Source organism: Corynebacterium sp. HMSC22B11 (assembly GCF_001815965.1).
In the GTDB taxonomy this organism is placed as follows: Bacteria; Actinomycetota; Actinomycetes; order Mycobacteriales; family Mycobacteriaceae; genus Corynebacterium.
Window position 1 is genome coordinate 39,995 of record NZ_KV823502.1, and the last position, 25,484, is coordinate 65,478.

Annotated in this window: 21 protein-coding genes; 18 read left to right on the forward strand and 3 right to left on the reverse strand. The window is 64.5% G+C overall.

Annotated elements, in window-relative coordinates:
• Positions 1 to 56 precede the first annotated feature (56 nt).
• Positions 57 to 1,865, reverse strand: coding sequence for a choline dehydrogenase (gene betA / locus HMPREF3088_RS05805; protein WP_070758847.1), 1,809 nt, complete (start codon positions 1,863 to 1,865; stop codon positions 57 to 59).
• Positions 1,866 to 2,301: 436 nt separating this feature from the next.
• On the opposite strand from betA, the gene betT (HMPREF3088_RS05810) reads away from it, so the two are divergent.
• From betT (HMPREF3088_RS05810) to HMPREF3088_RS05865, 12 genes are all read left to right on the forward strand, one after another.
• Positions 2,302 to 4,566: a choline BCCT transporter BetT gene (gene betT / locus HMPREF3088_RS05810; RefSeq protein WP_070758848.1), complete on the forward strand. Its 2,265-nt coding sequence runs from the start codon at positions 2,302 to 2,304 to the stop codon at positions 4,564 to 4,566.
• 39 nt (positions 4,567 to 4,605) lie between these two features.
• Positions 4,606 to 6,177, forward strand: a complete 1,572-nt coding sequence (locus HMPREF3088_RS05815; RefSeq protein ID WP_070758849.1) for an aldehyde dehydrogenase family protein — start codon at positions 4,606 to 4,608, stop codon at positions 6,175 to 6,177.
• A 114-nt stretch (positions 6,178 to 6,291) separates the two neighbouring features.
• Positions 6,292 to 8,478, forward strand: a complete 2,187-nt coding sequence (gene betT, locus HMPREF3088_RS05820) for a choline BCCT transporter BetT (protein ID WP_070758850.1) — start codon at positions 6,292 to 6,294, stop codon at positions 8,476 to 8,478.
• Positions 8,479 to 8,558: 80 nt separating this feature from the next.
• Entirely contained in the window at positions 8,559 to 10,922 is a 2,364-nt protein-coding gene (locus HMPREF3088_RS05825; protein ID WP_070758851.1) for a Tex family protein, read from the forward strand.
• A 130-nt stretch (positions 10,923 to 11,052) separates the two neighbouring features.
• Positions 11,053 to 11,394 carry a 50S ribosomal protein L19 gene (gene rplS / locus HMPREF3088_RS05830; RefSeq protein ID WP_012360058.1) on the forward strand — a complete coding sequence of 114 codons (342 nt, stop codon included), beginning with the start codon at positions 11,053 to 11,055 and terminating at the stop codon, positions 11,392 to 11,394.
• A gap of 141 nt (positions 11,395 to 11,535) precedes the next feature.
• Entirely contained in the window at positions 11,536 to 12,429 is an 894-nt protein-coding gene (gene lepB / locus HMPREF3088_RS05835) for a signal peptidase I (RefSeq protein WP_070758852.1), read from the forward strand.
• 2 nt (positions 12,430 to 12,431) lie between these two features.
• Positions 12,432 to 13,157: a ribonuclease HII gene (locus HMPREF3088_RS05840; protein WP_070758853.1), complete on the forward strand. Its 726-nt coding sequence runs from the start codon at positions 12,432 to 12,434 to the stop codon at positions 13,155 to 13,157.
• Positions 13,154 to 13,462 (forward strand): DUF2469 domain-containing protein, encoded by a 309-nt coding sequence (locus HMPREF3088_RS05845; RefSeq protein ID WP_012360061.1) that lies wholly within the window; start codon positions 13,154 to 13,156, stop codon positions 13,460 to 13,462. The genes HMPREF3088_RS05840 and HMPREF3088_RS05845 overlap by 4 nt, the downstream gene beginning before the upstream one ends.
• 239 nt (positions 13,463 to 13,701) lie before the next feature.
• A complete protein-coding gene (locus HMPREF3088_RS05850; protein WP_070758854.1) occupies positions 13,702 to 14,136 on the forward strand; it encodes a YraN family protein in 435 nt (144 codons plus the stop codon).
• On the forward strand, positions 14,136 to 15,752 hold the full coding sequence (locus HMPREF3088_RS05855; RefSeq protein ID WP_070758855.1) for a YifB family Mg chelatase-like AAA ATPase: 1,617 nt from the start codon (positions 14,136 to 14,138) through the stop codon (positions 15,750 to 15,752). Before HMPREF3088_RS05850 ends, HMPREF3088_RS05855 begins: the two co-directional genes overlap by 1 nt.
• Positions 15,749 to 17,005: a DNA-processing protein DprA gene (dprA, locus tag HMPREF3088_RS05860; protein WP_070758856.1), complete on the forward strand. Its 1,257-nt coding sequence runs from the start codon at positions 15,749 to 15,751 to the stop codon at positions 17,003 to 17,005. Before HMPREF3088_RS05855 ends, dprA begins: the two co-directional genes overlap by 4 nt.
• 61 nt (positions 17,006 to 17,066) lie before the next feature.
• The gene (locus HMPREF3088_RS05865) at positions 17,067 to 18,050 is read left to right on the forward strand and encodes a tyrosine recombinase XerC (protein WP_246818072.1); all 984 of its coding nucleotides are present in this window, start codon (positions 17,067 to 17,069) and stop codon (positions 18,048 to 18,050) included.
• Positions 18,051 to 18,069: 19 nt separating this feature from the next.
• Here HMPREF3088_RS05865 and HMPREF3088_RS05870 read toward each other — a convergent pair whose 3' ends face one another.
• Complete coding sequence (locus tag HMPREF3088_RS05870; RefSeq protein WP_246818073.1) at positions 18,070 to 18,618, reverse strand: M23 family metallopeptidase; 549 nt, start codon at positions 18,616 to 18,618, stop codon at positions 18,070 to 18,072.
• Between the two features lie 594 nt (positions 18,619 to 19,212).
• Here HMPREF3088_RS05870 and rpsB point away from each other — a divergent pair.
• From rpsB to HMPREF3088_RS05895, 5 genes are all read left to right on the forward strand, one after another.
• Positions 19,213 to 20,022, forward strand: a complete 810-nt coding sequence (gene rpsB, locus HMPREF3088_RS05875; protein WP_070758859.1) for a 30S ribosomal protein S2 — start codon at positions 19,213 to 19,215, stop codon at positions 20,020 to 20,022.
• 178 nt (positions 20,023 to 20,200) lie between these two features.
• Complete coding sequence (gene tsf, locus HMPREF3088_RS05880) at positions 20,201 to 21,019, forward strand: translation elongation factor Ts (RefSeq protein WP_070758860.1); 819 nt, start codon at positions 20,201 to 20,203, stop codon at positions 21,017 to 21,019.
• A 204-nt stretch (positions 21,020 to 21,223) separates the two neighbouring features.
• On the forward strand, positions 21,224 to 21,919 hold the full coding sequence (gene pyrH, locus HMPREF3088_RS05885) for a UMP kinase (RefSeq protein ID WP_222863800.1): 696 nt from the start codon (positions 21,224 to 21,226) through the stop codon (positions 21,917 to 21,919).
• Positions 21,920 to 22,018: 99 nt separating this feature from the next.
• Positions 22,019 to 22,576: a ribosome recycling factor gene (gene frr, locus HMPREF3088_RS05890; RefSeq protein WP_070758862.1), complete on the forward strand. Its 558-nt coding sequence runs from the start codon at positions 22,019 to 22,021 to the stop codon at positions 22,574 to 22,576.
• Between the two features lie 233 nt (positions 22,577 to 22,809).
• Entirely contained in the window at positions 22,810 to 23,634 is an 825-nt protein-coding gene (locus tag HMPREF3088_RS05895) for a phosphatidate cytidylyltransferase (protein ID WP_070758875.1), read from the forward strand.
• Between the two features lie 7 nt (positions 23,635 to 23,641).
• On the opposite strand, the gene HMPREF3088_RS05900 is transcribed toward HMPREF3088_RS05895, so the two are convergent.
• The gene (locus HMPREF3088_RS05900; RefSeq protein ID WP_070758863.1) at positions 23,642 to 24,079 is read right to left on the reverse strand and encodes a LapA family protein; all 438 of its coding nucleotides are present in this window, start codon (positions 24,077 to 24,079) and stop codon (positions 23,642 to 23,644) included.
• A gap of 133 nt (positions 24,080 to 24,212) precedes the next feature.
• On the opposite strand from HMPREF3088_RS05900, the gene rlmN reads away from it, so the two are divergent.
• Positions 24,213 to 25,325: a dual-specificity RNA methyltransferase RlmN gene (gene rlmN, locus HMPREF3088_RS05905; protein ID WP_070758864.1), complete on the forward strand. Its 1,113-nt coding sequence runs from the start codon at positions 24,213 to 24,215 to the stop codon at positions 25,323 to 25,325.
• Positions 25,326 to 25,484: the final 159 nt, after the last annotated feature.

Sequence of the window (25,484 nt, forward strand, 5' to 3'; positions counted from 1 at the left end):
CGGCTGTCAACCACGCGGGCACCGGGCGGGCGCTTGGCCGCGCCCGGTGAGGAGGATTACCAGTCCGCGCCGTCGATGGCCTTGGTGTGATCGCGGACCTGCTCACCCTCAGCGTAGAGCGGCATGTTCTTCTTCGCCTGGTAGAACGGCACGTTGATCGGTGCCTCCGGCTTGCGGCCGCGGATCAGGTCCGCAGCCTTCTCGGCCAGCATCAGGACTGGGGAGTAGATGTTGCCGTTGGTGACGATCGGCATGGCCGATGCATCGACGACGTACAGGCCCTCCACGCCGTGGACCTGCATGCTCTCCGGGTCCACGACGGCCATCTCATCGTCCGCGGAGCCCATCTTGGCGGTGCAGGATGGGTGCAGCGCGGTTTCGGCGTCGTTGCGCACCCACTCCAGGATCTCTTCGTCGGTCTGCACGGCAGCACCCGGGGAGATCTCGCCGTCGGTGAACTCGCGCATGGCATCGGTGTCCAGCAGCTCGCGGGACACCTTGATGGCCTCGACCCACTCGCGGCGATCCTGCTCGGTCTTCAGGTAGTTGAAGAGGATCTCCGGCTTCTCGTGCGGGTCGGTGCTCTTGATCTTCACGTGGCCGGAGGTATCGGAGTACATCGGGCCGACGTGGAACTGGAAGCCGTGCTCACCCTCCGGCTGGCTACCGTCGTAGCGGATGGCCATTGGGAGGAAGTGGAACATGAGGTTCGGGTAGTCCTCGTTCTCATTGGAGCGAGCGAAGCCGCCGGCCTCGAAGTGGGAGCTAGCGACCGGGCCACGGCGGGTCAGCAGCCACTGCAGGCCGATGATCGGGCGCATCCACATCTTGTAGTACGGCTGGGAGCTGACCGGCTGGGTGCAGTTGTACTGGACATAAACCTCCAGGTGGTCCTGCAGGTTCTGGCCCACACCCGGCAGGTGCTTGCGCACGTCGATGCCCAGGGAGCTCAGGTGCTCCTTATCGCCGATTCCGGAGAGCTGCAGCAGCTGCGGGGTGTTGAACGCGCCACCGCACAGGATCACCTTGTCCGCGTACACGCGACGGGTCTTGCCCTTCCAGGTGTACTCCGCGCCGATGGCCTTCGGTGCGGAGCCGTCGGCCGGCGCATCCTCGAAGAGAACCTTGGTCGTGAACGCCCGGGTGCGGATGTCCAGGTTCTTCCGGTTCATGATCGGGTGCAGGTATGCGCGCGCTGCAGAGTGGCGCTTGCCGTGGAAGATGGTGCGGTCGAAGGGGGCGAAGCCCTCCTGGCGGTAGCCGTTGACGTCGTTGGTCAGGTTGTAGCCTGCCTCCTGCACGGAGCGGAAGAAGGCCTGGAACAGTGGGCTGGTAGCCGGACCACGGGTCAGCTTCAGCGGGCCGTCGTGGCCACGGCGTGGGTCGTTCGGGTCGGCCGCCAGTGCGGTCTCCAGCTTGTTGAAGTAGGGGAGGACGTGGGCGTAATCCCAGTTCTCCATGCCCGGCAGTTTGCCCCACTTCTCGTAGTCCATCGGGTTACCGCGCTGGTAGATCATGCCGTTGACGGAGCCGGAACCGCCCAGCACCTTGCCGCGGGCGTGGTAGATGCGGCGGCCGTTCATCTCCGGCTCTGGCTCGGACTCGTAGGCCCAGTCGTAGAACTTATTGCCGATGGGGAAGGCGAAGGCGGCTGGCATGTGGATGAACAGATCCCAGAAGGAGTCCATGCGGCCGGCTTCCAGCACCATGACCTTGGTGTCCTTGTCCTCGGTCAGGCGGTTGGCCAGGACGGAGCCCGCCGAGCCGCCACCGACGATGACAACGTCGCGGTGCGAGTCCTCGATGACCTCGCCCGCCGTGTCGTTCTTGGCGAAGGGTGCCCGAATTTTATTCCAGAGCGACAAGAGTGAAACCTCACCTTTCCTAAAGCATAACCGGGGTGCCGTTGCGGGCTGCGTCCCAAGTGGGACACGAGCCGCCGGGACATTGATATAACCCCGAAAATGCAACTAAAAACATTGAGCACGATCCAGTATGCCAGCGGATAAACTGCCTATGCCACCCGGGAAATAATGAATCAGTTAAAAAGATGGCATAAATCACAGTTTCGGTTGGCATTCCCAAAAGTCTGTGAGATCACTGAAACATGCAGCTAGAGCGCAGTGTGATGTTGTCTAGACTCTTAGAGAATTGCCAGGCTCAGGTGCGGGAATGGCAAAAGGTTTGCTATGCATGAGTAGTTGGCTCGCTTTATAAAAAGCAACCAAAACTATTACAGAATTAACGTAGGAGGGTCGGAGCGCCTTGAGTGAAGGGCCGCCAAAAGATACCGGAAATGAGATGAAGAACACAGATTCAGCGAAAGGGAACGAAGTGTCGGAAGGCACGTCGAGCACCCCTGGCGCCGTCGACACGACCGAAAAGGGCACCGGCGCGAGCGCTGAACCGCAGATCGTTCCCGAGGTTGTCGTAGGCCACGGCGACGAGCGGGAATCCGAGCCGTACACCCCGGGCGAAATCGTGGAACCGAAGGCCAACTGGCCGGTGTTCCTCCTCTCGGCGTTGGGGATCGCGGTCATTGTGGCCTGGGCGACCATCGCGCCCGATAATGCATACGACACCCTGGGCTCCACCACTGGGTGGATCGCCAATAACCTCGGCTGGTTCTACATCCTCACTGCCACGATCTGTGTGGTCTTCGTGCTGGGTGTCGCGCTCTCACGGGCAGGGGCGATCCGCCTCGGCCCGGACCACGCCCGGCCCGAATATCGTCTGTTCTCCTGGTCCGCGATGCTCTTCGCGGCCGGCATCGGCGTGGACCTCATGTTCTTCGCTGTCGCCGAGCCGGTGACGCAGTACTACGCGCCACCGGTCGGGGCGGGGGAGACGCGCGAGGCTGCGGAGAACGCCGTCGTCTACGCGCTCTTCCACTACGGCGTGACCGGCTGGGCCATGTACGCCCTGATGGGTATGGCCTTCGGCTACTACGCCTACCGTCTCAACATGCCGTTGGCGATCCGCAGCGCCCTCTATCCGCTGATCGGTAAGCGCATCCACGGCCCCGTCGGCAATGCGGTGGATATCGCCGCGATGCTGGGCACCGTCTTCGGCATCGCGACCTCCCTGGGCATCGGCGTGGTTCAGCTGAACTACGGCCTGAAGCTGCTCTTTGGCTGGGAGGAAGGCCCGACCGTGCAGATCGCCCTCGTCACCGCCGCCGTCGGCGTGGCGACCCTGTCGGCTGTCTCCGGCGTGGATAAAGGCATCAAGCGCCTCTCCGAGTTCAACGTCATCCTCGCCATCACGCTGGCTGTCTACATCGTGGTCTCCGGGCAGACTGCCTTCCTCTTCGACGCACTCATCATGAACATCGGCGATTACGTCACGCAGTTGCCGAGCATGTCTATGGACACCTATGCCTTCAGCGAGACCCCTGAAGAGACCAAGGAATGGCTGGGGGCCTGGACCCTGTTCTTCTGGGCATGGTGGGTGGCCTGGGCGCCGTTCGTCGGCCTGTTCCTGGCTCGCATTTCCCGCGGCCGCACCCTGCGCCAGTTCGTGTTCGGCGTCCTGACCGTGCCGTTCCTGTTCATCCTGGGCTGGATGAGCTTCTTCGGAAACACCGCACTCAGCCGTGTCATCGGTGGCGATTCCGCCTTTGGTGAGGCCGCGGTTGCCGAACCACAGCGCGGCTTCTACGACCTGCTGGCATCCTCCCCGGGGGCGACCTTCCTGGTCGGCCTTTCCACGATGGTTGGTCTGCTGCTGTACATCACCTCGGCGGACTCCGGCGCACTGGTGATGTCCAACTTCACCTCCAAGGTGACCGACTCCCGCCAGGACGGTCCCGTGTGGTCCCGTATCTTCTGGGCTGTCCTGGTCGGTGTTCTGACGATCGTTCTCCTGCAGATCAATGGCGTGGAGACCGTCCAGAACGCCACGGTGGTCATGGGTCTGCCTTTCGCGATCGTGATGTACTTCATCATGCTGGGCCTGATCCGCTCCCTGAAGCTGGAGACGATCCACAACGAGGCCCGGAGCGTGTCCATTCACGCCGCCATGTCCGGCCGTAGCTCTGGAGAGAAGGAGAAGGGCGCCTGGCTCCGTCGCCTCTCCCGCGCGTCGACCTGGCCGGGGGCGAAGGATGCTCAGAAGTTCATGTCCGAGACGGCCCGCCCTGCTCTGCAGGACGTTGCCGAGCAATTCAACAGCCGTGGTCTCAACGCCACCCTCGTCTCCGCGAAGGGGCCGGGTATCGACGTCAAGCAGCTGGATCTCACCGTCACCTTCGACGAAGAGCAGAGCTTCCGCTACCAGATCTACCCAGTCGAGCTTCCGGTCCCGACGTTCACCCGCTCCACCAGCGACGGCAGCGTCTACTACCGCCTGGAAGTCTTCGACCTCATGGGCTCCATGGGCTTCGACGTCTACGGCTATACGCAGGAACAGATCAAGGACAACATCATGGATCTGTACGAGCGTCACCTGGAATTCATCCACATCCAGCGCAACCTGCCGGGTACCTCTGACCACTCCGACGGCGCTGAGCCCGTGCGAGCATGGACTGACGACCCGGGCCTTGCGGTAGACACGGACGAGAAATAAGCCGATCACCACCCACGTGATCCAAGAAAGGAAAACAGAATGAGCACTGAGAAGCTCTTCGACCCAGCCGCCTCGCCCCTGCTGAAGGGCGTCCACAACAACGACGCGGTGGCGTCGCTGTTCATCGATGGCCAGTGGCAGCCCGCCGCCGACGGCGAGACCCGCACCATCATCAACCCGGCAGACGGCTCGGAGGTCGGTATCGTCTCCGAGGCGAGCGAGAAGGACACGATCCGCGCGATTGAGGTCGCCCGCCGCACCTTCGACAACGGTGAGTGGCGTGCTGTCCCCGCCGTGGAGCGCGGCAAGATCCTGGTCAAGGTCGCCGACTTGATCCGCGAGAATAAGAGCGAGTTCGCCCGCGCCGAGGCCGCCGACACCGGTAAGCGCCTCCCCGAGGCCGAGGCCGATATGGACGACATCGCTGACTCCTTCGACTACTTCGGCACCCTCGCCGGCCACGCCGCCGGACGCGTCGTCGACGCTGGGGATCCGAACGTCCGCTCCCGCATCGACGCCGAACCCGTCGGTGTATGTGGCCTGATCACCCCGTGGAACTACCCGCTGCTGCAGGTGGCCTGGAAGGTCGCCCCAGCGCTCGCGGCGGGCAACACCTTCGTCCTCAAGCAGGCGGAGCTCACCCCGCACACCGCGATGATGCTGATGACCGTGCTGACCGAGGCTGGCGTGCCGGCCGGCGTGGCCAACCTCATCACCGGCGCTGGCGCTACCGCCGGCAACCCATTGTCCACCCACCCGGACGTGGACATGGTCTCCTTCACCGGTGGCCTGGTGACCGGAAAGCTCGTCGCCAAGCAGGCGGCGGATACCGTCAAGCGCGTCGCCCTCGAGCTGGGCGGCAAGAATCCGAACGTCATCTTCGCCGACGCAGACTTCGACGCCGCGGTGGACAACGCCCTCAACGGTGGCTTCGTCCACTCCGGGCAGGTCTGCTCCGCAGGCGCCCGCATCATCGTCGAGGAATCCATCCACGAGAAGTTCGTCGACGAGCTCGTGCGCCGTACTGAGGCCATCAAACTGGGCGGACCGCTCGACGAGGCCGCTGAGACCGGCGCCCTTATCTCTGCTGAGCACCGCGACAAGGTGGCAGCCTACGTCGATCGCGCCCGCGAGCAGGGCGCGGATATCCGCACCGGCGGCAAGATCGCCGATGAGGCGGATAACCACGGTCCGCACGGCACCGGTAACACCGACCTGTCGAAGGGCTACTTCTACCTGCCGACCGTCATCGACGGCGCCACTCGGGAGATGGACTGCGTGTACGACGAGGCTTTCGGTCCGGTCGTCACGGTGGAGACCTTCCGCACCGAGGATGAGGCTGTGGCGATCGCCAATGACACGGAGTACGGCCTCGCCGGCGCCGTGTGGACCAGCGACGCCGGTAAGGCGGAGCGAGTCACTGCGCGCCTGCGTCACGGCACGATCTGGATCAACGACTTCCACCCGTACCTGCCGCAGGCAGAATGGGGCGGCATGAAGCAGTCGGGCAACGGCCGGGAGCTGGGACCGACCGGCCTGGCTGAATACCAGGAGCAGAAGCACGTCTACCACAACATCGCGCCTGCGGTGACCGGCTGGTTCCAGGGCTAAGTCTCTGCCCAGAACCTCAAAGGCTCCTGCGGGAAACCTGAGACTCCACTAGGGTGGAGGAGTGGTATAGCGCACATTTGCGGCTGACCAAAGGTTTTCTCCAAGGAGTCAGGAATGGCAGATTCTGCACGCACAGCGGCGGGGAGCGAGGCTCCAGCCAAGGAAAAGGGTGCCTCCCGCATCCGAACTTTGCTTGGCAAGCCCGCACCCGCCGAAGCAAAAATGAAAAAGGGTGACGAGGCCAACTGGCCCGTCATTATCACGACGCTCGTGGTCACGGTCGCCGTCGCTATTTGGGCGGCCGCCGGGGCCGAGAGCTTCGACAAGATCGTCGGCGGCACGGCCAGCTGGCTGACCGGAAACTTCGGCTGGCTATACGTCGCCGTCGTGGCGATCACTCTGATCTTCATGATCTGGCTGGCCGCCTCCAAGGCCGGCAATATTCGGCTGGGACCCGATCACTCCCGCCCCCAATACTCCCTCTTCTCTTGGTCCGCGATGCTCTTCGCTGCGGGTATTGGCATTGGAATCCTGTTCTACTCCGTCGCCGAGCCGCTGGCGCAGTACGCTAATCCGCCGGTTGGTCCGGGCGAGACCGAGGAGGCGATGAAGGAGGCCGTGCTGTGGACTCTGTTCCACTACGGCATCTCCGGCTGGGGGCTCTACGCCCTGATGGGCCTGGCCTTCGGCTACTACGCCTACCGCCTCAATATGCCGCTGGCGATTCGTAGCGCCCTGTATCCGCTGATCGGTAAGCGAATCCACGGACCCATCGGCGATGCGGTCGATATCGCCGCCCTGCTGGGCACCGTCTTCGGCGTCGCCGCCTCGCTGGGTATCGGCGTGGTGCAGCTGAACTTCGGCCTGAACCTCGTCTTCGACCTGCCAGAGGGCAAGGCCATGCAGATCGCGCTGGTGGTGCTGGCTGTCGCTGCGGCCACCCTTTCCGCCGTGTCGGGCGTGGATAAGGGCATTAAGCGCCTCTCGGAGTGGAACGTCTACCTCGCCGTCGCGCTGCTCGTCATCGTCGTCGCTGGTGGCCGCACTGGCTGGCTCTTCGACTCCCTCGTGAAGAATATGGGTGACTACCTGACCACCCTGCCACGCTGGACCTTCGAGACCTTCTCCTACACGACCACCCCGGCCTCCACCCAAGAGTGGATGGCCAACTGGACCCTGTTCTTCTGGGCCTGGTGGGTGGCCTGGGCGCCGTTCGTCGGACTGTTCCTGGCCCGCATTTCCCGTGGCCGCACCTTCCGTCAGTTCATCGTCGGCACCCTGCTGGTTCCGTTCCTGTTCCTGGCGCTGTGGGCATCCTTCTTGGGCAACATGGCCCTCGACCGCGTCGTTAACAACGGCGACCACGACCTGCTGGAGCAGACCGTTAACTCACCGGAACGCGGTTTCTACATGGTGCTGGAAGGCCTGCCGTGGCCGACGCTGGCGCTAGTGCTGGCGATGATCGTCGGCCTGCTGTTCTTCGTCACCTCCGCGGACTCCGGTGCGCTGGTGATGGCGAAGTTCTCCTCCCGCACCACCGACCCGGCAGCCGATGGCGCGGTCTGGCTACGCGTGCTGTGGGCTGTGGCCGTCGCTGTGCTGACGGTCGCGATGCTGCAGGTCGACGGCATCGGCACCCTGCAGATGGCGACATTGATCATGGGACTGCCGTTCATGATCGTGGTCTTCCTCATCATGGCCGGCCTGGTGCTCTCAGTCAGACAAGAGGTCCTACAGATGGACTCCCGTGCAGTCGCCCTGCACGGGGCGATCTCCGGGCGCACGGATAGCCAGCATGGTGATTGGCGCACCCGCGTGGAGCGCGCCGGCACGTGGCCGACCGCCGAACAGTCGCAGTCCTTCATCATGGAGGTCGCCAAGCCGGCTCTGAAGGACGTCACCGAGGAGCTGATGAACAATGGCCACGAGGCAACGTTGACCACGGTGGCTGACGAGCACACCGGTATCAACCAGCTCGACCTGTTCGTCACCTTCAAGGGCGATCCGGACTTCCGCTACCAGCTCTACCCAATCGAGGAGCGCCTGCCGAAGTTCGCCCGCCGAGGCAGCCACGGCGCGAATTACTACCGCGTCGAGGTCTTCGGCATCAACGGCTCCCTGGGCTACGACGTCTTCGGCTACACCCGCGAGCAACTCATCGCGAACGTGCTGGACCTGTTTGAACGACACATGGAGTACCTGCACATGCAGCGGAACCAGCCGGGCGAGACCGACCTCTCGGCCTACAACACCGAGATCCCGGAGTGGCAGGAGGACTTCGGCGACAACCACGCCGACTAATAAGCGTCTTGCGCCAGCACCGGCTCGCTCCGGGTGAACCTGGTGCAAACCGGCACAGCCCGGCACCTACAATGGCTTAAATGATCGCAGAGATTTTAGCCGAGGAACTAGGTGCCGGGCTGTCGCACGTCCAGGCCACCATCGCCCTGCTCGACGAGGGCAATACGGTTCCCTTTATCGCCCGCTACCGCAAAGAAATCACTGGCGGGATGGATGATTCCCAGATCCGCCAGCTGGACACCCGCCTGAATTACCTGCGGGAGCTGGAGGAGCGTAAGGAAACTATTCTCAAGGCCATCGAGGAGCAGGGCAAGCTGACCGACCAACTTGCCGCCGAGATCCGCGCCGTGCAGACGAAGTCCCGCCTCGAGGACCTCTACCTGCCCTATAAGAAAACTCGGAAGACCAAGGCCACCATCGCCCGCGACGCTGGGTTGGAGCCACTCGCGGACACGCTGCTGGCCCCGGGGGTCGCCGAAGACCCGGCAAGCATCGCCGAGGGCTACCTCTGTGAGGGATTCGAGGACACCAAGGCAGCACTGGCCGGGGCACGCGCCATCGTCGTCGAGCGAATCGCCACGGACGCGGACCTGGTTGGCGAAGTCCGTGAGGAGTTCTTCAACCGAGGTGTCGCCGAGGTCGGCGTCGTCGATGGGAAAGAAACAGAAGGGGTGAAGTACCGGGACTACTTCGACTTCTCCGAGCCACTCGACAAGCTTCCCAGCCACCGCATCCTCGCCATCCTGCGTGGCGAGAGCGAGGGCGTGCTCCACGTGAACCTCACGGGAGGGGAGGGGGACGAGTTCTACCAGGGAATCATCGCCGACAGGTTGGATCTCGGCCCGCAGGGGGATACAGCCGATAAATTCCGCGCCGAGTGCGTCCGCTTCGGCTGGCGCACCAAGCTCGCCGTCAGCTCCGCCGTGGATGCCCGGGTGAAGTTGAAGGAGCGGGCGGACGCCTCCGCCGTGGATGTCTTCGCGAAGAACCTGCGTGACCTCCTGCTCGCCGCACCCGCGGGGCAGCGGGCCACCCTGGGGCTGGACCCTGGTTACCGTAACGGTGTGAAGTGCGCGGTCGTGGACGCCACCGGCAAGGTAGTGGACACCATCATCGTCTACCCCCACTCCGGGGCCGCGAAGTGGGAACAGGCTCGTACCCAGCTTGCAGGCCTGGTCGCCGAGCACGGCGTCGAACTGCTCGCGGTGGGTAACGGGACGGCCAGCCGCGAGACCGAGAAGCTCGCCCGGGAGATTGCCGATCTCATCGCCGAGGCCGGCGGGAAGCGCCCGACTCCGGTCATCGTCAGCGAGGCAGGGGCCTCCGTCTACTCTGCCTCTGAGGTTGCGTCGCGGGAGTTCCCGGACATGGATGTCTCCCTGCGTGGCGCGGTCTCGATCGCCCGGCGCCTGCAGGATCCGCTGGCCGAGCTGGTGAAGATCGACCCGAAGTCCATCGGGGTGGGGCAGTACCAGCACGACGTGAATCAGACGTGGCTGACCCACTCCCTGGACTCGGTGGTCGAGGATGCTGTGAACTCGGTGGGGGTGGACGTCAACTCCGCTAGTGCCGAGCTACTCGAGCGGGTCGCGGGAATCACGAAATCCGTGGCAGAGAATATCGTCACGCACAGGCACGACAACGGTGCCTTTCGCTCCCGCAAGGAACTGCTGAAGGTGCCGCGCCTGGGCCCACGCGCCTTCGAACAGTCCGCCGGCTTCCTCCGCATTCATGACGGGGAGGACCCGCTGGACGCCTCCGCCGTCCACCCCGAGGCCTACACTCTGGTGCGCGCCATCACGGAGGACACCGGGGTGGCGGTGCCACAACTGATCGGCAACTCCGCGGTGCTGACGAAGCTGCGACCGGCGGATTACGCAAACGAGACTTTCGGTGTGCCGACGGTGCGCGACGTGCTCGCAGAGCTGGATAAGCCAGGCCGTGACCCACGCCCGAGCTTCAAGACTGCGAGCCTGGCCGAGGGGGTGGAGAAGGTCTCCGACGTGCGCCCCGGCATGGTGCTGGAGGGCACGGTGACCAATGTGGCCGCCTTCGGCGCCTTCGTCGATATCGGAGTGCACCAGGACGGCCTCGTCCACGTCTCAGCGATGGCCGACCGATTCGTCCAGGACCCCCACGAGGTGGTCCACTCCGGTCAGGTCGTCAAGGTGAAGGTGATGGACGTCGACGTCGACCGACAGCGCATCGGCCTGAGCCTGCGCCTGAGCGACGAGCCAGGTGGTGACCAGGGGTCCGGCTCCGGTCGGGCAGGTCGCCGCGGGGAGGCAGGAGAGAGGAATTCCCGGGCTGGCCGGGGACGCAATCGTGGTGGACAGCGTGGCGACAATCGTGGTGGTTCCCGTGGCAAGCGGGGTGGACAGCGCGGCGGCGGTTCAACAGCCGGTGGCGCAATGGCCGCTGCTCTCAAGCAGGCCGGCTTCTAGCTGGTTTGGTTTCTGCCGAATCGGCTGGCATACTATCCGAGTTAACTATGTTCCGGGTACGAACCCGTAGGCGCGATGAGCATCGAAAAGCCGCGAGGATCCTCTATCCAGGCAAGCAAAGGATTAATCCATGCATATTCTTGACAAGGTCGATGCAGCACAGCTGCGCGACGATATCCCAGAGTTCCGCGCAGGTGACACCGTTGACGTGCACCTGAAGGTCATCGAGGGCAGCAAGTCCCGCGTGCAGGTCTTCCGTGGCGTTGTGATCAAGCGCCAGGGCTCCGGCATCCGCGAGACCTTCACCGTCCGCAAGGTCTCCTTCGGCATCGGCGTGGAGCGCACCATCCCAGTGCACTCCCCGAACATCGACAAGCTCGAGGTTCTGTCCCGCGGTAAGGTCCGTCGCGCGAAGCTGTACTACCTGCGCGATCGCCACGGCAAGGCAGCCAAGATCAAGGAGAAGCGCTAATCTGCGCCACCGCACATTGTGCGCGTGAGAGGGGAACGGAAGTCACTTCCGTTCCCCTTTTTTTCTTGCCTGACTGAGGTGGTGACCCGGGGAATGGAACGTCCCAGTGCCGCAGGTGGCCGCCTGGTAGTCTGAACCCTTGTGACTACCGATCCCAAGAAGCACCAGCCCAACCCCGACGCAGCAGTCCCGCATGCAGGCGGCGCTGCACCTCAGCAGGCGGCAGGTCAAACCGCTGCGCAGCCGGGGGATGGGACAGCACGTGCGGGGGAGGGCACGGTAACCGAGAATCACAAGACCGCCGACACGTCGCAGGCAAAGGCCAAAGAGAAGAAGACCTACCCGTGGTGGGTGGAGATGCCCATCATCCTGGTTGCCACCATGCTGATTCTTGGCATGTTCAATATCTTCGTCGGCAGGCTCTACCTGATCCCGTCCGAATCCATGGAGCCCACCCTGCACGGCTGCGAGGGGTGCACGAATGACCGGATCTTCGTCAATAAGCTCGCCTACCTCGGTGGTAAAGAGCCGAAGCCGGGGGACGTCGTCGTCTTTGTCGGTGAGGACTCCTGGAACACGACCTACGTCTCCCAGCGTTCGGACAATGGGCTGATCAAGGGGCTGCAGAACGCCGGCAGCATGATCGGCATCATTGCCCCGGATGAAAACGCCCTGGTCAAGCGAGTCATCGCCACCGGTGGGCAGACTGTCCAGTGCCGCCCTGGCGACCCCGGCGTGATGGTCGACGGCAAGAAGGTGGACGATTCCTACACGATGAGCCCGCTGGTAAACCCGGTGGACCCGGCAACCGGCTCCGATGCGTGCCAGGGCGAGTACTTCGGCCCCATCACCGTGCCGGATGACCACCTGTGGCTGATGGGCGACAACCGCACCAACTCCCTCGACTCCCGCGGCCACGTGGGCGACGAGCACCAGGGAACCATCCCGGTGGAGAACGTGGTGGGTAAGGTCTCCGCGCGCGTGCTGCCGATCGATCGCATCGGTGGGGTCGCGCACCTGGATATCCAGCAGTAGCCATGGCGCGTCCCACCCCACAGTCGGCTGCGCGTGCCCGCGGCGCCGAGCTGGTGCAGCAGGCGCTCTCCGAGGGCTATAGCTTCGTCGATGACTACCTGCGATTCCACGGGTTCTCCCACGTGGCCGGGGTGGACGAGGCCGGTCGCGGTGCCTGCTGCGGCCCCATCACCATTGCCTCCTGCGTCCTGCCCGATCACGACGTTCCCGAGCTGGCGGGTCTCAACGACTCCAAGAAGCTCACCCCGCTACGTCGCGAGAAGCTCTTCGGCGCTATCACTGAGCATGCGGTGGCTTACAAGATCGTCCATATCCCTGCCGCCGAGATCGACCAGAAGGGCATCCAGTACGCCAACATCAACGGCATGTACCGCGCCGTTGCGGGACTGTCTGTGGAACCAGACGTGGTCCTCACCGACGCGGTACACCTGCCGGAGCTTGAGTGTGAGCACGCACCCCTGGTTAAGGGGGATGCGCTGTCCCCGGCGATCAGTGCCGCGAGCATCCTGGCGAAGGTCTCCCGGGACCGCCTGATGGTGGAGATGGACGAGCAGTATCCGGGCTATGGCCTGGCCGGCCACAAGGGCTACGGCACGGCGAAGCATATGGCTGCGGTGCGCCTCCACGGCGCGTGCCCGGAACACCGTTACACTTACTCCAATGTCGCCACCGCACATGCCGAGTGGGCGAGCACACAACCGCGTGAGGAAGGACGTCCTGGCCAGTGAGCGCTGAAGAGCTAGACGACTACGAGGCAAACGTTGAGCTGTCGATGTACCGCGAGTATCGCGACGTCGTGAGCCAGTTCTCCTATGTCGTGGAAACCGAGCGCCGGTTCTACTTGGCTAACGCGGTGGAGCTCACGCCCCGCAACTCCGGTGGCGAGGTCTACTACGAGATCCGCATGTCGGACGCCTGGGTGTGGGATATGTACCGCCCGGCCCGCTTCGTCCGCTACGTCCGCGTGATCACCTACAAGGATGTCAATATCGAGGAGCTCGACAAGCCCGAGCTGCAGTTGCCGGAGCACTAGCCCGGGCCCCTCGCGTCGGCCTCCTTTTTCCGGCTGCCCCGCTGTTATCCACACCCCAGCGCCTATCCACAGGCTCCTGGGGTTTTCTTTTTCCTGCCTACTTTTTAGGACGTCAACGCCCTGGCCACCGTGTTTGGCTAGCGTCACACGCTGCCCTGGTACGACAGCTGCGTGGGCAGGGCGAGCGTGAATGACTTTGGCCACGCGCAGCGGAACACAACGACAGCGAGGTACGGGGGATGGATAGCGCAACGCAGGTGGCAGGCGCCGATCGACACACGGCGGGTCGGGGGTCGGTCGGACAGAACTTGGCCGGACCGAGCACAGCGGATTCGACGGTGGGGGTGGGCCGACAGGGCGAGGCCCTGGCCGGGGAGTTCCTGGTGAATCAAGGTTGGACAATCGTGGAGCGCAACTGGCACTGCCGGTTCGCGGAGCTGGACATCATCGCCCTCGACCCAGCAGGCGAGATGGTGTTCGTGGAGGTCAAGTACCGGAGGGACACCGCGCACGGCACCGGCGTGGAAGCAGTAACACAGACCAAGCTGCGCCGGATGCGGCTGGCAGCGGGGAAGTGGCTGGCTGAACAGCAGCGCGGGGTCGATGTGGTGCGCTTCGACATCATCGACGTGGGTCCTGCCGGTGTGCGGGAGCACGTGGTGGGGGTGGCGTGATGGCAGTCGGGCAAGCCAGAAGCATGGCTCTGCACGGGCTGGACGGAATGCTCGTCACCGTGGAATGCGACCTGGGCCGAGGGCTGCCCGGGGTCAGCGTGGTCGGGCTGGGGGACGCGGCGGTGGTGCAGGCCCGCGACCGAATTCGTGCGGCGATGCTGAATAGCACACTGCCGTGGCCGAAGTCGAAGGTCGTGATGAGCCTGTCGCCGGCAGACGTGAAGAAAGAGGGCTCCAGCTATGACCTGGCGATGGTGGCCTCGATCCTGGCAGCCCAGGGTTTATCCGAGTTCGCGCTGGAGCTCCTGCGTGACACGGTGGTCGTCGGCGAACTCGGACTGGACGGCACGGTGCGCGCCGTCGCCGGGGTTGTCGCCATGATTCTGTCCGCACAACGGCGGGGGATGAACCGGATCGTGATCCCAGAAGAGAACCTGCCGGATGCCCAGCAGCTCGTCGACGTGGTGTCGGGGCTGGAGATCCTCGCTGTGGGCAGCCTCAAGGAGTTTCACGCGTGGCTGCGTGGCTCCGGCGACATTGTCCCCGTGAGCCGGCCAGTGGGCGAGCCGACCCCGGAATCGGGGCAAGGGTTACGGGATGAGGACATCGACATGGCCGACATCGTTGGGCAGGCCGAAGCGCGCCGGGCGCTGGAGATCGCCGCCGTGGGCGGGCACGCCATCATGCTCACCGGACCGCCGGGCAGCGGGAAGTCGATGCTCGCGGAGCGTCTGCCCACGATTCTGCCTCCGCTGTCGGCCACCGAGCAGGTCGAGGCGGCGGCCATCCACTCGATCGCCGGTGGCCGGGGAGACCTTGGCCCGATCTGGGCCGGGGTGAGACCATTCGTCGCCCCGCATCCTTCGGTGACCCAGGCCGCGCTTGTCGGTGGCGGGCCAAACCTGCAACCCGGCGCGATCAGCCTGGCCCACCACGGGGTGCTGTTCTTGGATGAGGCCGCGGAGACCCGCTCCGGGGTGCTGGACTGCTTGCGGATCCCGATGGAGGCCCGCCGGGTGGAGATCGCGCGCGCTCGCCGCAGCGTGTCCTACCCGGCGGGCTTCCAATTGGTGATGGCAGCGAACCCGTGCCGTTGCGGTGCTGAGGACCCAAGCATGTGCACGTGTAGTTCGACGGACCGCCGCCGCTACTACGCGCGGGTCTCGGGCCCCATCCGTGACCGGATTGACGTCTTCGCACAGACCCGCAGGCAGCGGCTGATCGGCCAACAGCTCCCGGTGAGTGCGCAGGCAACGGCCACGCCAGGAGCCGACAGCGGGGAGGAAAGAGCGGAGAGCTCCGCGGTGGTGGCGGAACGGGTCGCCCAGGCCAGGGAGCGTTCACACCACCGTTGGCGAAAATTCGACCTGGGGGAGGCCGTGACGAATGCGACGATTCCCGGCAGGCTGTTGCGCTCGGAGTGCGCGGCGAGTTTCGAGGGAATGGTGGCGCTGCAGGAAGCCTATGCCTCCGGTGCGCTCTCGCAGCGTGGGGTGGACCGGGCTCTGCGGGTGGCGTGGAGCCTCGCCGATCTCGCCGGGGTGGCCCGCCCCGGGGTTGGGGAGGTTCTGGACGCTGCCGAGCTCTTTTCCGACACTGAGGAGGTGCCAGCATGAGCCCTGCTGGAACCACCAAGGACCGTCAGAACCTACTCGCGTGGATCTACCTGCGGCAGACCATCGAAGCCTCAAACGCGGACATCCTCAACCTGCTCTGGCCCGAAGGCTGGGAGAATCGGCTCGAAGACCGGGATACGGGCGAGGGGGTGCCTCCCGATGTGCGGGGGCTCGCCAGCCGCATTCGCCACCGTGACCCCAGCCTGCCGCAGAGAGTCCTGGAATCGACTGCCACGCGTGTGGACTGCGATCCGGAAGCCGAACTCGACGCCGCCACGGCTGCCGGCATCCGGCTGATCACCCCGCTGGACCAGGAGTGGCCCGAGACACTGGATCACGCCTTCGCCCGAATCGACGACCGTGGCAGTGACCAGAACTCGGCCGTCCGGGGCCTTGCCGCAGCACCCTTTGCCCTTTGGCTTCGGGGCAACGGCAACCTGCGGAACTTAAGCCGCCAATCGGTGACCGTCGTTGGCACCAGGCAGCCCAATGCCTATGGGGCGCAGCTGAGTTCCCAGCTCAGCACGGACCTCGCCCTGGAGGGCTACAGCATCGTCTCCGGCGGAGCCCGCGGAGTGGACCGCTGCGCCCACACCGCCGCCCTGCGCGCCGGGGGCGCGAGCATCGCGGTGCTCGCCTGCGGACTCGACGTGGATTACCCCAGGCAGCACGTGGGGCTGTTCAACCAGATCGCGGAGTCCGGGGTTGTTCTTAGCGAGTACGCGCTGGGGACTCATCCCGCCCGGCACCGCTTCCTCACCCGCAACCGGCTGGTCGCCGGCCTGTCCGCAGGAACCATCGTGACTCAGGCTGCTAACCGCTCCGGGGCACTGAATACCCTCAACTGGGCGGAGGTCATGCTCAACCAGCCCATGGTGGTCCCTGGGCCCGTGGATACAGCACTCAGCCAGGGGGTGCTCCATCGCCTGCGGGACGGCCGGGCCCAACCTGTCTGGACCGCTAGCCATGTCCGGGAGCTGGTGGAGGCCTCCAGCCAGTTCCACGCCGAGGCGCCCGAACAGCAGGCGATGGTTTTCGGCTCCGGCACGGGGGTGCAGAGCATGTCGCTGAACCAGGTCACCGTCTACGACGCGGCTGGGCTACCCGGCGGGGGCGGTGGAACGCTGCGAGAAATCCAGCAGGAGACCGGGCTATCCATCCGGCTCGTGATGCGCACCCTTAAAGAACTCGACAAGCAGGGACTCATCACCAGGGAAGGGGAGCGTTGGGTCCGAGTGGATGGGGAGGCATAGCCAACGGGCCGATGAACCACGGCAACAGCTCTGCTGAGCCACAACAGCTATGCTGAGCTGCATGCCGAAAGCCCGCGACCCGCAACTCCTCATCGAGGACTACGTGGCTTACCTGCGCTATAACCTTGGCCGGTCGGAGAACACGATCCGGGCCTACCAGCGGGACCTCACCGACGCCCTCGAGGGGCTGCGGGATATCGAGTCCTTCACCCTCGACCACGCACGCGACGTGCTGGGGTACGCGGCCGACGATGGCGCCAGTCGGTCCCGGCTCTCCCGCCTGGCCTCCAGCATGAAAGGCTTCGGGAAGTTTCTCGCCCAGCGCGAGGTGCTCCCCGCCAACCCGGTCTCTGCGCTCCGGCTCCCCAAGGGGGAGAAGACGCTGCCCCGCGTGCTGCGCAGCGACCAGGCCCGCACCCTGCTCGATGGGCTCAAGGGTGAGGCGCTCGAACCCTCGGCTGCCCAACAGGACGGCTGCGATGCCCCCGCCGCCACGGGCCCGGCAGGTGAGAAGCAACAACGGCACGCCACGGCGCGCCGGGTGCGGGACTGGTTCATCGCCGAGTTGCTCTTTGGCACCGGAATCCGTGTTGGCGAGGCCGAGGCCATCGACGTCGAGGATTTCGACCGGGCCAACCGGCTCCTGCGGGTCACCGGTAAGGGAAACAAAACCCGCGTGGTTCCCTACGGCGGCGTCATCGACGAGGCTCTCACACACTGGCTCAGCCACCGCGGTGAGCTCGCACAGCCCGGCAACCCGGCCCTGCTCGTTGGGGTGCGCGGAGGCAGGCTCAACCAGCGCGAAATCCGCCGGGTTATTGACCAGGCCATCCGCCGCCACCCCGAGCTCGCAGTCGGGCACATGTCCCCGCACGGGTTCCGCCACTCCGCGGCAACCGCCGTGCTCGAAGGAGGGGCAGACCTAAGGGTGGTCCAGGAACTCCTGGGGCACGCCTCTATGAACACCACCCAGATCTACACCCACGTCGGCGCCGAGCGACTCAAGGCCGCCTACCGCCAAGCTCACCCGCGGTCGGGAGATTAACGGCACGCACCACGAGGGCCTAGCGCAACAGGCGCACCCGCACCGAGCCCAAGAGCCCAAAAGGATCGAGATAGAGCTTCCGCCCATCTGTGCCCTTGAGCCACGCGCCCCAGGACAACCCATCCGGCTTCCGGGCACTATCGCCCAACAGCGCTGCATTCGCTAGCCGACCGATCCGCTGGCCCCGGGACACCGACTCACCCTTGGAGACCTCCGCGTGCACCGGCTCGTAGGTGGTGTGCACCCCGTCCCGGTGCCGGATCGTCACCACCGGCGTGCCCGCGACGGTACCGACGAAGCTGACCCGCCCTCCCAAACTCGCCAGGACGTCCGCGGCGGGTGCCGCCCGCAGGTCCACGACGCGGTGGCCCGGCAGCCAGTCCTTCTCCGGAATATCGAGTGGCCGGGTCACCAGGGCCTCCGCCGCAGCGGGCGAGGTCGGGGAGTTCGTGACGAGCGGCACGCGGTGGGAACGGCTCAGCTGATCAGCGACTCTCAACCCGCCCCCGCTTTCTTGTTGCGCTTCCTCCACCGCGAAGGCCATTGGCGGCACCGGGGCTACCGCCATGCTTGACGTCAAGCTAAAAACACTGACCACGGCGAACAGGTGGCGCCGGAAATGGGAGGAAGAAAGAAAGCGTGACATGCCTCCAACCTGCCGCAGCTGACGTCCTGAAAAGAAGGGCGAAGAACCGGCTGTGGACAGGGAAGATCAACGGATACACACCGGGCGGGCAGCCACTTGGATTGGCAAGGCAGAGCAGCTAAGATGTTCCGGTGCAGTGTGCTCACGTTTCCCGCACTACCCGGGGATGATGCGCCGCGCGAACCGTGCCAGCGGAGAACACGAGGCCTCCCGCTAGTGGCGATCGCAGCGACGTCAAGAACACAACACCCCGGGCAACCGGCGGCGAGATAGCGAGCAGACTGACTACACGTAGATGCCTCGTGTCCCCAACAGGTTCCACCTACGGTCCCGCTGATTGCGGGTCAATACAGGTGGCGCAGCCCGGGGAGTCTGCCGGCCGGTCGCATAAGCCGAATGGAAGTTCGTCGAGTGCGCCGAAGAAGAAAACCGTAAAACCCCAAACTTTCGAAAGCGAGGAAGGGGCGGCAACGCTACAAGGCGAAGAAAACGCTTCAAAGCTGCCCCTGTAACACCATGGCTGTTGTTACTATGCGCGAACTGCTGGATGCAGGCGTCCACTTTGGTCACCAGACCCGTCGTTGGAACCCGAAGATGCGTCGTTTCATCTTCACCGACCGCAACGGCATCTACATCATCGACCTGCAGCAGACCCTGACCTACATCGACGAGGCCTACGAGTTCGTCAAGGAGACCGTCGCCCACGGCGGCAACATCCTGTTCGTCGGCACCAAGAAGCAGGCTCAGGAGGCCGTTGCCAACGAGGCTGAGCGCGTTGGCATGCCGTACGTCAACCACCGCTGGCTCGGTGGCATGCTCACCAACTTCCAGACCGTCTCCAAGCGCCTGGCCCGCATGAAGGAACTGCAGGCTATGGACGCAGCCGAGGACGGCTACCAGGGCCGCACCAAGAAGGAGATCCTCCTTCTGAACCGCGAGCGCGAGAAGCTGGAGCGTGTCCTGGGCGGCATCGCCGACATGACCAAGGTCCCGTCGGCAATGTGGGTCGTTGACACCAACAAGGAGCACATCGCTGTCTCCGAGGCGAAGAAGCTGGGCATCCCGGTTGTCGCCATCCTGGACACCAACTGCGACCCGGACGAGGTCCAGTACCCGGTCCCGGGCAACGACGACGCGATCCGTTCCGCAAACCTGCTGACCTCCATCATCTCCTCCGCTGTTGAGGAGGGCCGCAAGGCTCGCGCGGAGCGTCAGGCAGCTGCTGCGAAGGACGCTGCCGGCGACACCGGCAAGTCCGAGGCGGACGCTGAGGCTGTGAAGGCTGAGGCTGCAGCCGAGGAGAAGGCCGAGTCCACCGAGGCCTAAAGAGTGTTGAGTGGGGCGCGCACGCCCCGCTCGATGCCTCACACGGAAAGGCCGTATCTCGGCCTGCCCAGTGAGTGTGCTGCCCGCCGCCACACGTGGCGGGGATTTGCCTCTAGACTTATTGGCTGACAGCACATTCATTCTTTCACCACTTCCATACGAAGGAGGGTCGCCACTGATGGCGAACTACACCGCTGCTGATGTCAAGAAGCTCCGTGAGATGACCGGCTCCGGCATGATGGACTGCAAGAAGGCTCTCGTCGAGGCTGAGGGCGACTTCGATAAGGCCATCGAGATCCTGCGTATCCAGGGTGCCAAGGACGTCGGCAAGCGCGCTGAGCGCTCCGCATCCGAGGGCCTGATCGCAGTCTCCGGTAACACCATGATCGAGGTCAACGCTGAGACCGACTTCGTGGCCAAGAACCAGGAGTTCATCGACTTCGCGAACAAGGTTGCTCAGGCAGCCGACGCTGCGAACGCTAACTCCCGCGAGGAGCTCGAGGCAGTCGAGGTCGACGGCGCGAAGGCTGTCGACGCCCTGCAGGAGCTCTCCGCCAAGATCGGCGAGAAGCTCGAGCTGAAGCGCGCTGTCACCCTGGAGGGCGACAAGGTTGCTGTCTACCTGCACCAGCGCTCCGCTGACCTGCCGCCGGCAGTCGGCGTGCTCGTTGCTTACGAGGGCGAGAACGAGGAGGCTGCACGCGCGGCCGCCATGCAGGTCGCCGCTCTGAAGGCCAGCTTCCTGTCCACCGATGACGTCCCGGCCGAGACCGTCGCCAAGGAGCGCGAGATCGCCGAGGCTACCGCTCGTGAGGAGGGCAAGCCGGAGAAGGCTCTGCCGAACATCATCGAGGGTCGCCTGAAGGGCTACTTCAAGGACGTCGTCCTGCTGGAGCAGCCGTCGGTCACCGAGTCCAAGAAGACCGTCAAGCAGGTCATGGACGAGGCAGGCGTGAAGCTGACCGGTTTCGTGCGCTACGAGATCGGCCAGGGCTAAACCCGACACTGATCCCGTGCCTTCACGGCGTGGCTTAGTCGCTTAGCACGGCACCGCGCCACGGCATGGCGATAGTTTGAGCCGCCCACCCGTTTCACACGGGTGGGCGGCTTTTATTGTGCGCTATAATCCTGTTCAACATCTGAAGCGAGACAAGGAGATTCGTTGAGTAACGCGCCACACAGGTCCGGTTATAAGCGGGTTATGTTGAAGCTGGGCGGTGAGATGTTCGGTGGGGGAGCCGTAGGCATCGACCCAGATGTCGTTCAGAACGTCGCACGCCAGATCGCCGAAGTCGCTAACAGTGGCGTGCAGGTGGCTGTGGTCATCGGCGGTGGAAACTTCTTCCGCGGCGCGGAGCTGCAGCAGCGTGGCCTCGACCGTTCCCGCTCTGACTACATGGGCATGCTGGGCACCGTCATGAACTGCCTGGCCCTGCAGGACTTCCTGCAGCAGGAAGGCGTGGACTGCCGCGTGCAGACCGCCATCCAGATGACCCAGGTCGCTGAGCCCTACCTTCCGCTGCGCGCGGACCGCCACCTCGAGAAGGGGCGTGTGGTCATCTTCGGCGCCGGCATGGGCATGCCCTACTTCTCCACGGACACCACCGCAGCCCAGCGCGCCCTCGAGATCGGTTGCGAGGTTCTGCTGATGGCCAAGGCGGTTGACGGCGTGTACTCGGATGACCCACGCACGAACCCGGACGCTGAGCTCTTCCACGAGATCAACCCCCAGGACGTGCTTGAGCGCAACCTCAAGGTCGCCGACGCGACGGCCTTCAGCCTCTGCAAGGACAATGACATGCCGATCCTGGTGTTCAACCTCCTGGAGCAGGGCAATATCGCCCGCGCTTGCGCCGGCGAGCGCATCGGCACGCTCGTCAGCTCCGAGGTGAAGTAACCCGCCACGATGGCGGCACGCGGGTGAGGCGGGCAAGAACAGTCCGCCTCGCCGCACCAAACAGGAGAGTTGGGGGCAAGGGCTGCTAAATTGGTAGCCATGATGGACGAAATTCTCCTGGAATGCGAAGAGCGCATGACGAGCTCCGTCGAGTTCGCGCGCGAAGACCTCACGACGATCCGTACCGGGCGTGCTAACCCGGCCATGTTCAATAGCGTGATCGCCGAGTACTACGGTGTCCCGACTCCGATCACCCAGATGGCGACGATCAGCGTTCCCGAGGCGCGCATGATGCTCATCAAGCCCTATGAGCAGTCCCAGATCCAGGTTATTGAGAACGCGATCCGCAACTCTGACCTGGGCGTTAACCCGACCAACGACGGCCAAGTGCTGCGCGTGACGATCCCGCAGCTCACCGAGGAGCGCCGCCGCGAGATGGTGCGCCAGGCCAAGTCCAAGGGTGAGGACGCGAAGATCGCGATCCGCAACATCCGCCGCCACGGTATGGAACAGCTCGCGAAGATCCAGAAGGACGGCGATGCCGGCGAGGACGAGGTTCGCGCCAGCGAGAACGAGCTCGAGAAGACCACCTCGAACTACGTCAAGCAGGTCGACGAGCTTGTTGAGCGCAAGGAAGAGGAGCTGATGGAGGTCTAGGGACCTCCTTGAGGAGGGCTCCTTGAGCTCTTGATAGCCCTTTAAGCACACAACACATGCCCGCTCGCGTTGTGAGCGGGCATGTCGCGATAAGAGGGCAAAAGTGCACACACTCATGAGGGGCTGTCGGCAGGCGGCCGGAAAGGCGAGGTGCGGTGGCAGCTCACGCGTCGAATCCTGCATCGGAGCCCGGGAGCACCGCCCCGGGGGAGGCGGCCAAGCCCGCCAAGCAGATCAACCCTGGGCGAAACCTTAAGCATGCGATCACGACGGCGTTGATTCTCGGCGCAATCGTCATCCTTTCGCTGCTCTCGCCGTTGCTGTGGTACGCCCTGCTCGTCGTGGGCATGGGCCTGGCGGTCTACGAGGTCTGGCGCCGCCTACTGGAGGCCGGCTATGTGCTGAGCCTTCCGGTGCTCGTGGTGGGATCCACCGCGATGATCCTGCTTTCCTGGCCCTTTGGCCCCACGGGGTTGGTGGCAGGGTTTGCCAGCAGTGTGCTGCTGTTGATGGTTACCCGCCTGTTTCACCACGGCAGACACTCGCCACCGCATAACTACGTGCGCGATATGGCGGTGGGGGTGATGGTGTTGACGTGGATTCCGATGTTCGGCGCGTTCGCGGCGATGCTGTCGCGATTGGAGTCCGCCGGAGCCCCCGGGGCCTTCTACATCATCACCTTCATGCTTTGCGTGGTCGCCAATGATGTGGGCGGCTATGCATTCGGCGTGCTCTTCGGCAAGCACCCCATGGCTCCTGCGGTGAGCCCGAAGAAGTCCTGGGAGGGCTTCGCAGGCTCAGTGACGAGCGCCGCCGTGGTCGGCGCGCTCGCGGTGGCCCTGTTGCTGGGTGGTCCCTGGTGGTTGGGGATCGGGCTGGGCGTGGGGCTGTCCGTCTGCGCCACCCTGGGAGACCTGGTGGAATCCCAGTTCAAGCGGGATCTGGGCATCAAGGACATGTCCGGCATGCTGCCTGGACACGGTGGGCTGATGGACCGCCTCGACGGGATGCTGCCCGCGGCGATGGTGACCTGGGTGGTCCTCAACCTGATCGGCTAGGCCGACGTTACTTATAGCCGCGCTTGATTTGGCGGCGCAGCTGCGTCATCCGCACGATGCCGACCATCGCCATGATGAGGGCTCCTGCGATCGCGGCGATCAGCATGCCGATGCCGATGGGGAAGCTCCACTCCCAGCCGAAGAAGACCAGCTGGGCCTCCGTCTGATTCTGCAGGATGAACACCAGCAGGAGAATCAGCACGAGAGCGCCGATGATCAGCGCCGCCCACGTGCTGGCTGCGACGGAGCCCTTCACGTTCTGGTGGGCACGCTTGTGCTGCTCAGCCTGCGCTACGGGGGCGACCTCCCCCTGGGTGGGTGCTGTTGCCGAGTTGTTTTCTGCGGCGGGCTCGGCGGGTAGTTGAGCATCTGCCGGAGGCTCGTTGAAGGCCTCGTCGGCGGGCTGAAAATCAGGATTCTGGGGGTTGGTGCCTGGGTTCGTCATACCTCTATTCAAACGAACTGTGCGGCCAACTGCCATCACCGGGGTGCCCTCGCTACTCTTCGGCACCGGCTTATCTGGGCTCATGGCCCGGAATCGCGAGGTAGAGGGCATACGTGGAATAATGGGGCTCACTATGGCTACCCCCGTGAAACTGAATTTTTCCGCGCCTCGCCGCGGCCTTCCGCCCAAGCACTTCGCCGACCTGACGGCTGAGCAGGTTGAGGAGGCAGTGGTGGAGCTCGGGCTTCCGAAGTTCCGTGCGAAGCAGCTGTACAACCAGTATTACGGTCGGCTCGAGGGAGACCCGCTCGAGATGACGGACCTCCCGGAAGCCAGCCGACAGACCGTCAAGGAGAAGCTCTTCCCGGAGCTGATGACCCCGCTGCGCAAGCTCGATGCCGATGATGGGGAGACGCGCAAGACGCTCTGGCGCCTCCACGATGGCACGCTGCTGGAATCCGTCCTGATGCGCTACCCGGGCCGCGCCACCTTGTGCATCTCCTCCCAGGCTGGCTGTGGCATGGCATGCCCGTTCTGCGCGACTGGCCAGGGTGGGCTGGATCGCAACCTCTCCGTGGGTGAGATCGTCGAGCAGGTGCGCAACGCCGCCCGCGCGATGCGCGATGGTGAGGTCGCCGGCACCGAGGGGCGACTGTCCAACATCGTGTTCATGGGCATGGGCGAGCCCCTGGCTAACTACAAGCGCGTGGTCGAGGCCGTGCGTCAGATCACCCAGCCGGAGCCGCACGGCTTCGGGATCTCCCAGCGCAACGTCACCGTGTCCACCGTGGGCCTGGCCCCGGCGATCCGCAAGCTCGCCGATGAGGGCATGTCCGTCCGACTGGCCGTGTCCCTGCACACTCCGGACGACGAGCTGCGCGACACCCTCGTCCCGGTCAATAACCGCTGGTCCGTCGAAGAGGTTTTGGACGCCGCCGCGTACTACGCGGAGAAGTCCGGTCGCCGCGTGTCCATCGAGTATGCGCTCATCCGCGACATCAACGATCAGCCGTGGCGGGCCGACATGCTGGGCAAGAAGCTCCACAAGGCACTGGGCAGCAAGGTGCACGTCAATCTCATTCCGCTGAACCCGACCCCGGGCTCGAAGTGGGATGCGTCCCCGAAGGAGCGTCAGGATGAGTTCGTCCGGCGTGTGATCGAGCAGGGCGTGCCGTGTACCGTGCGCGACACGAAGGGGCAGGAGATCGCAGCGGCCTGTGGCCAGCTCGCTGCCGAGGAGGGCTAGCGACCCCCAGGGGTTCCGTGAAAACAAGGCGCCTGTACTGCTGGGAAAACCCCACCAGTACAGGCGTTTTGTGATCAACTTTACGCCGGAAAACCTCGACTCTGCATTCTCGGGATTGCTAAAATCCGGTTAAGAGTCCATAGGTTTAGTGAAGGCGTT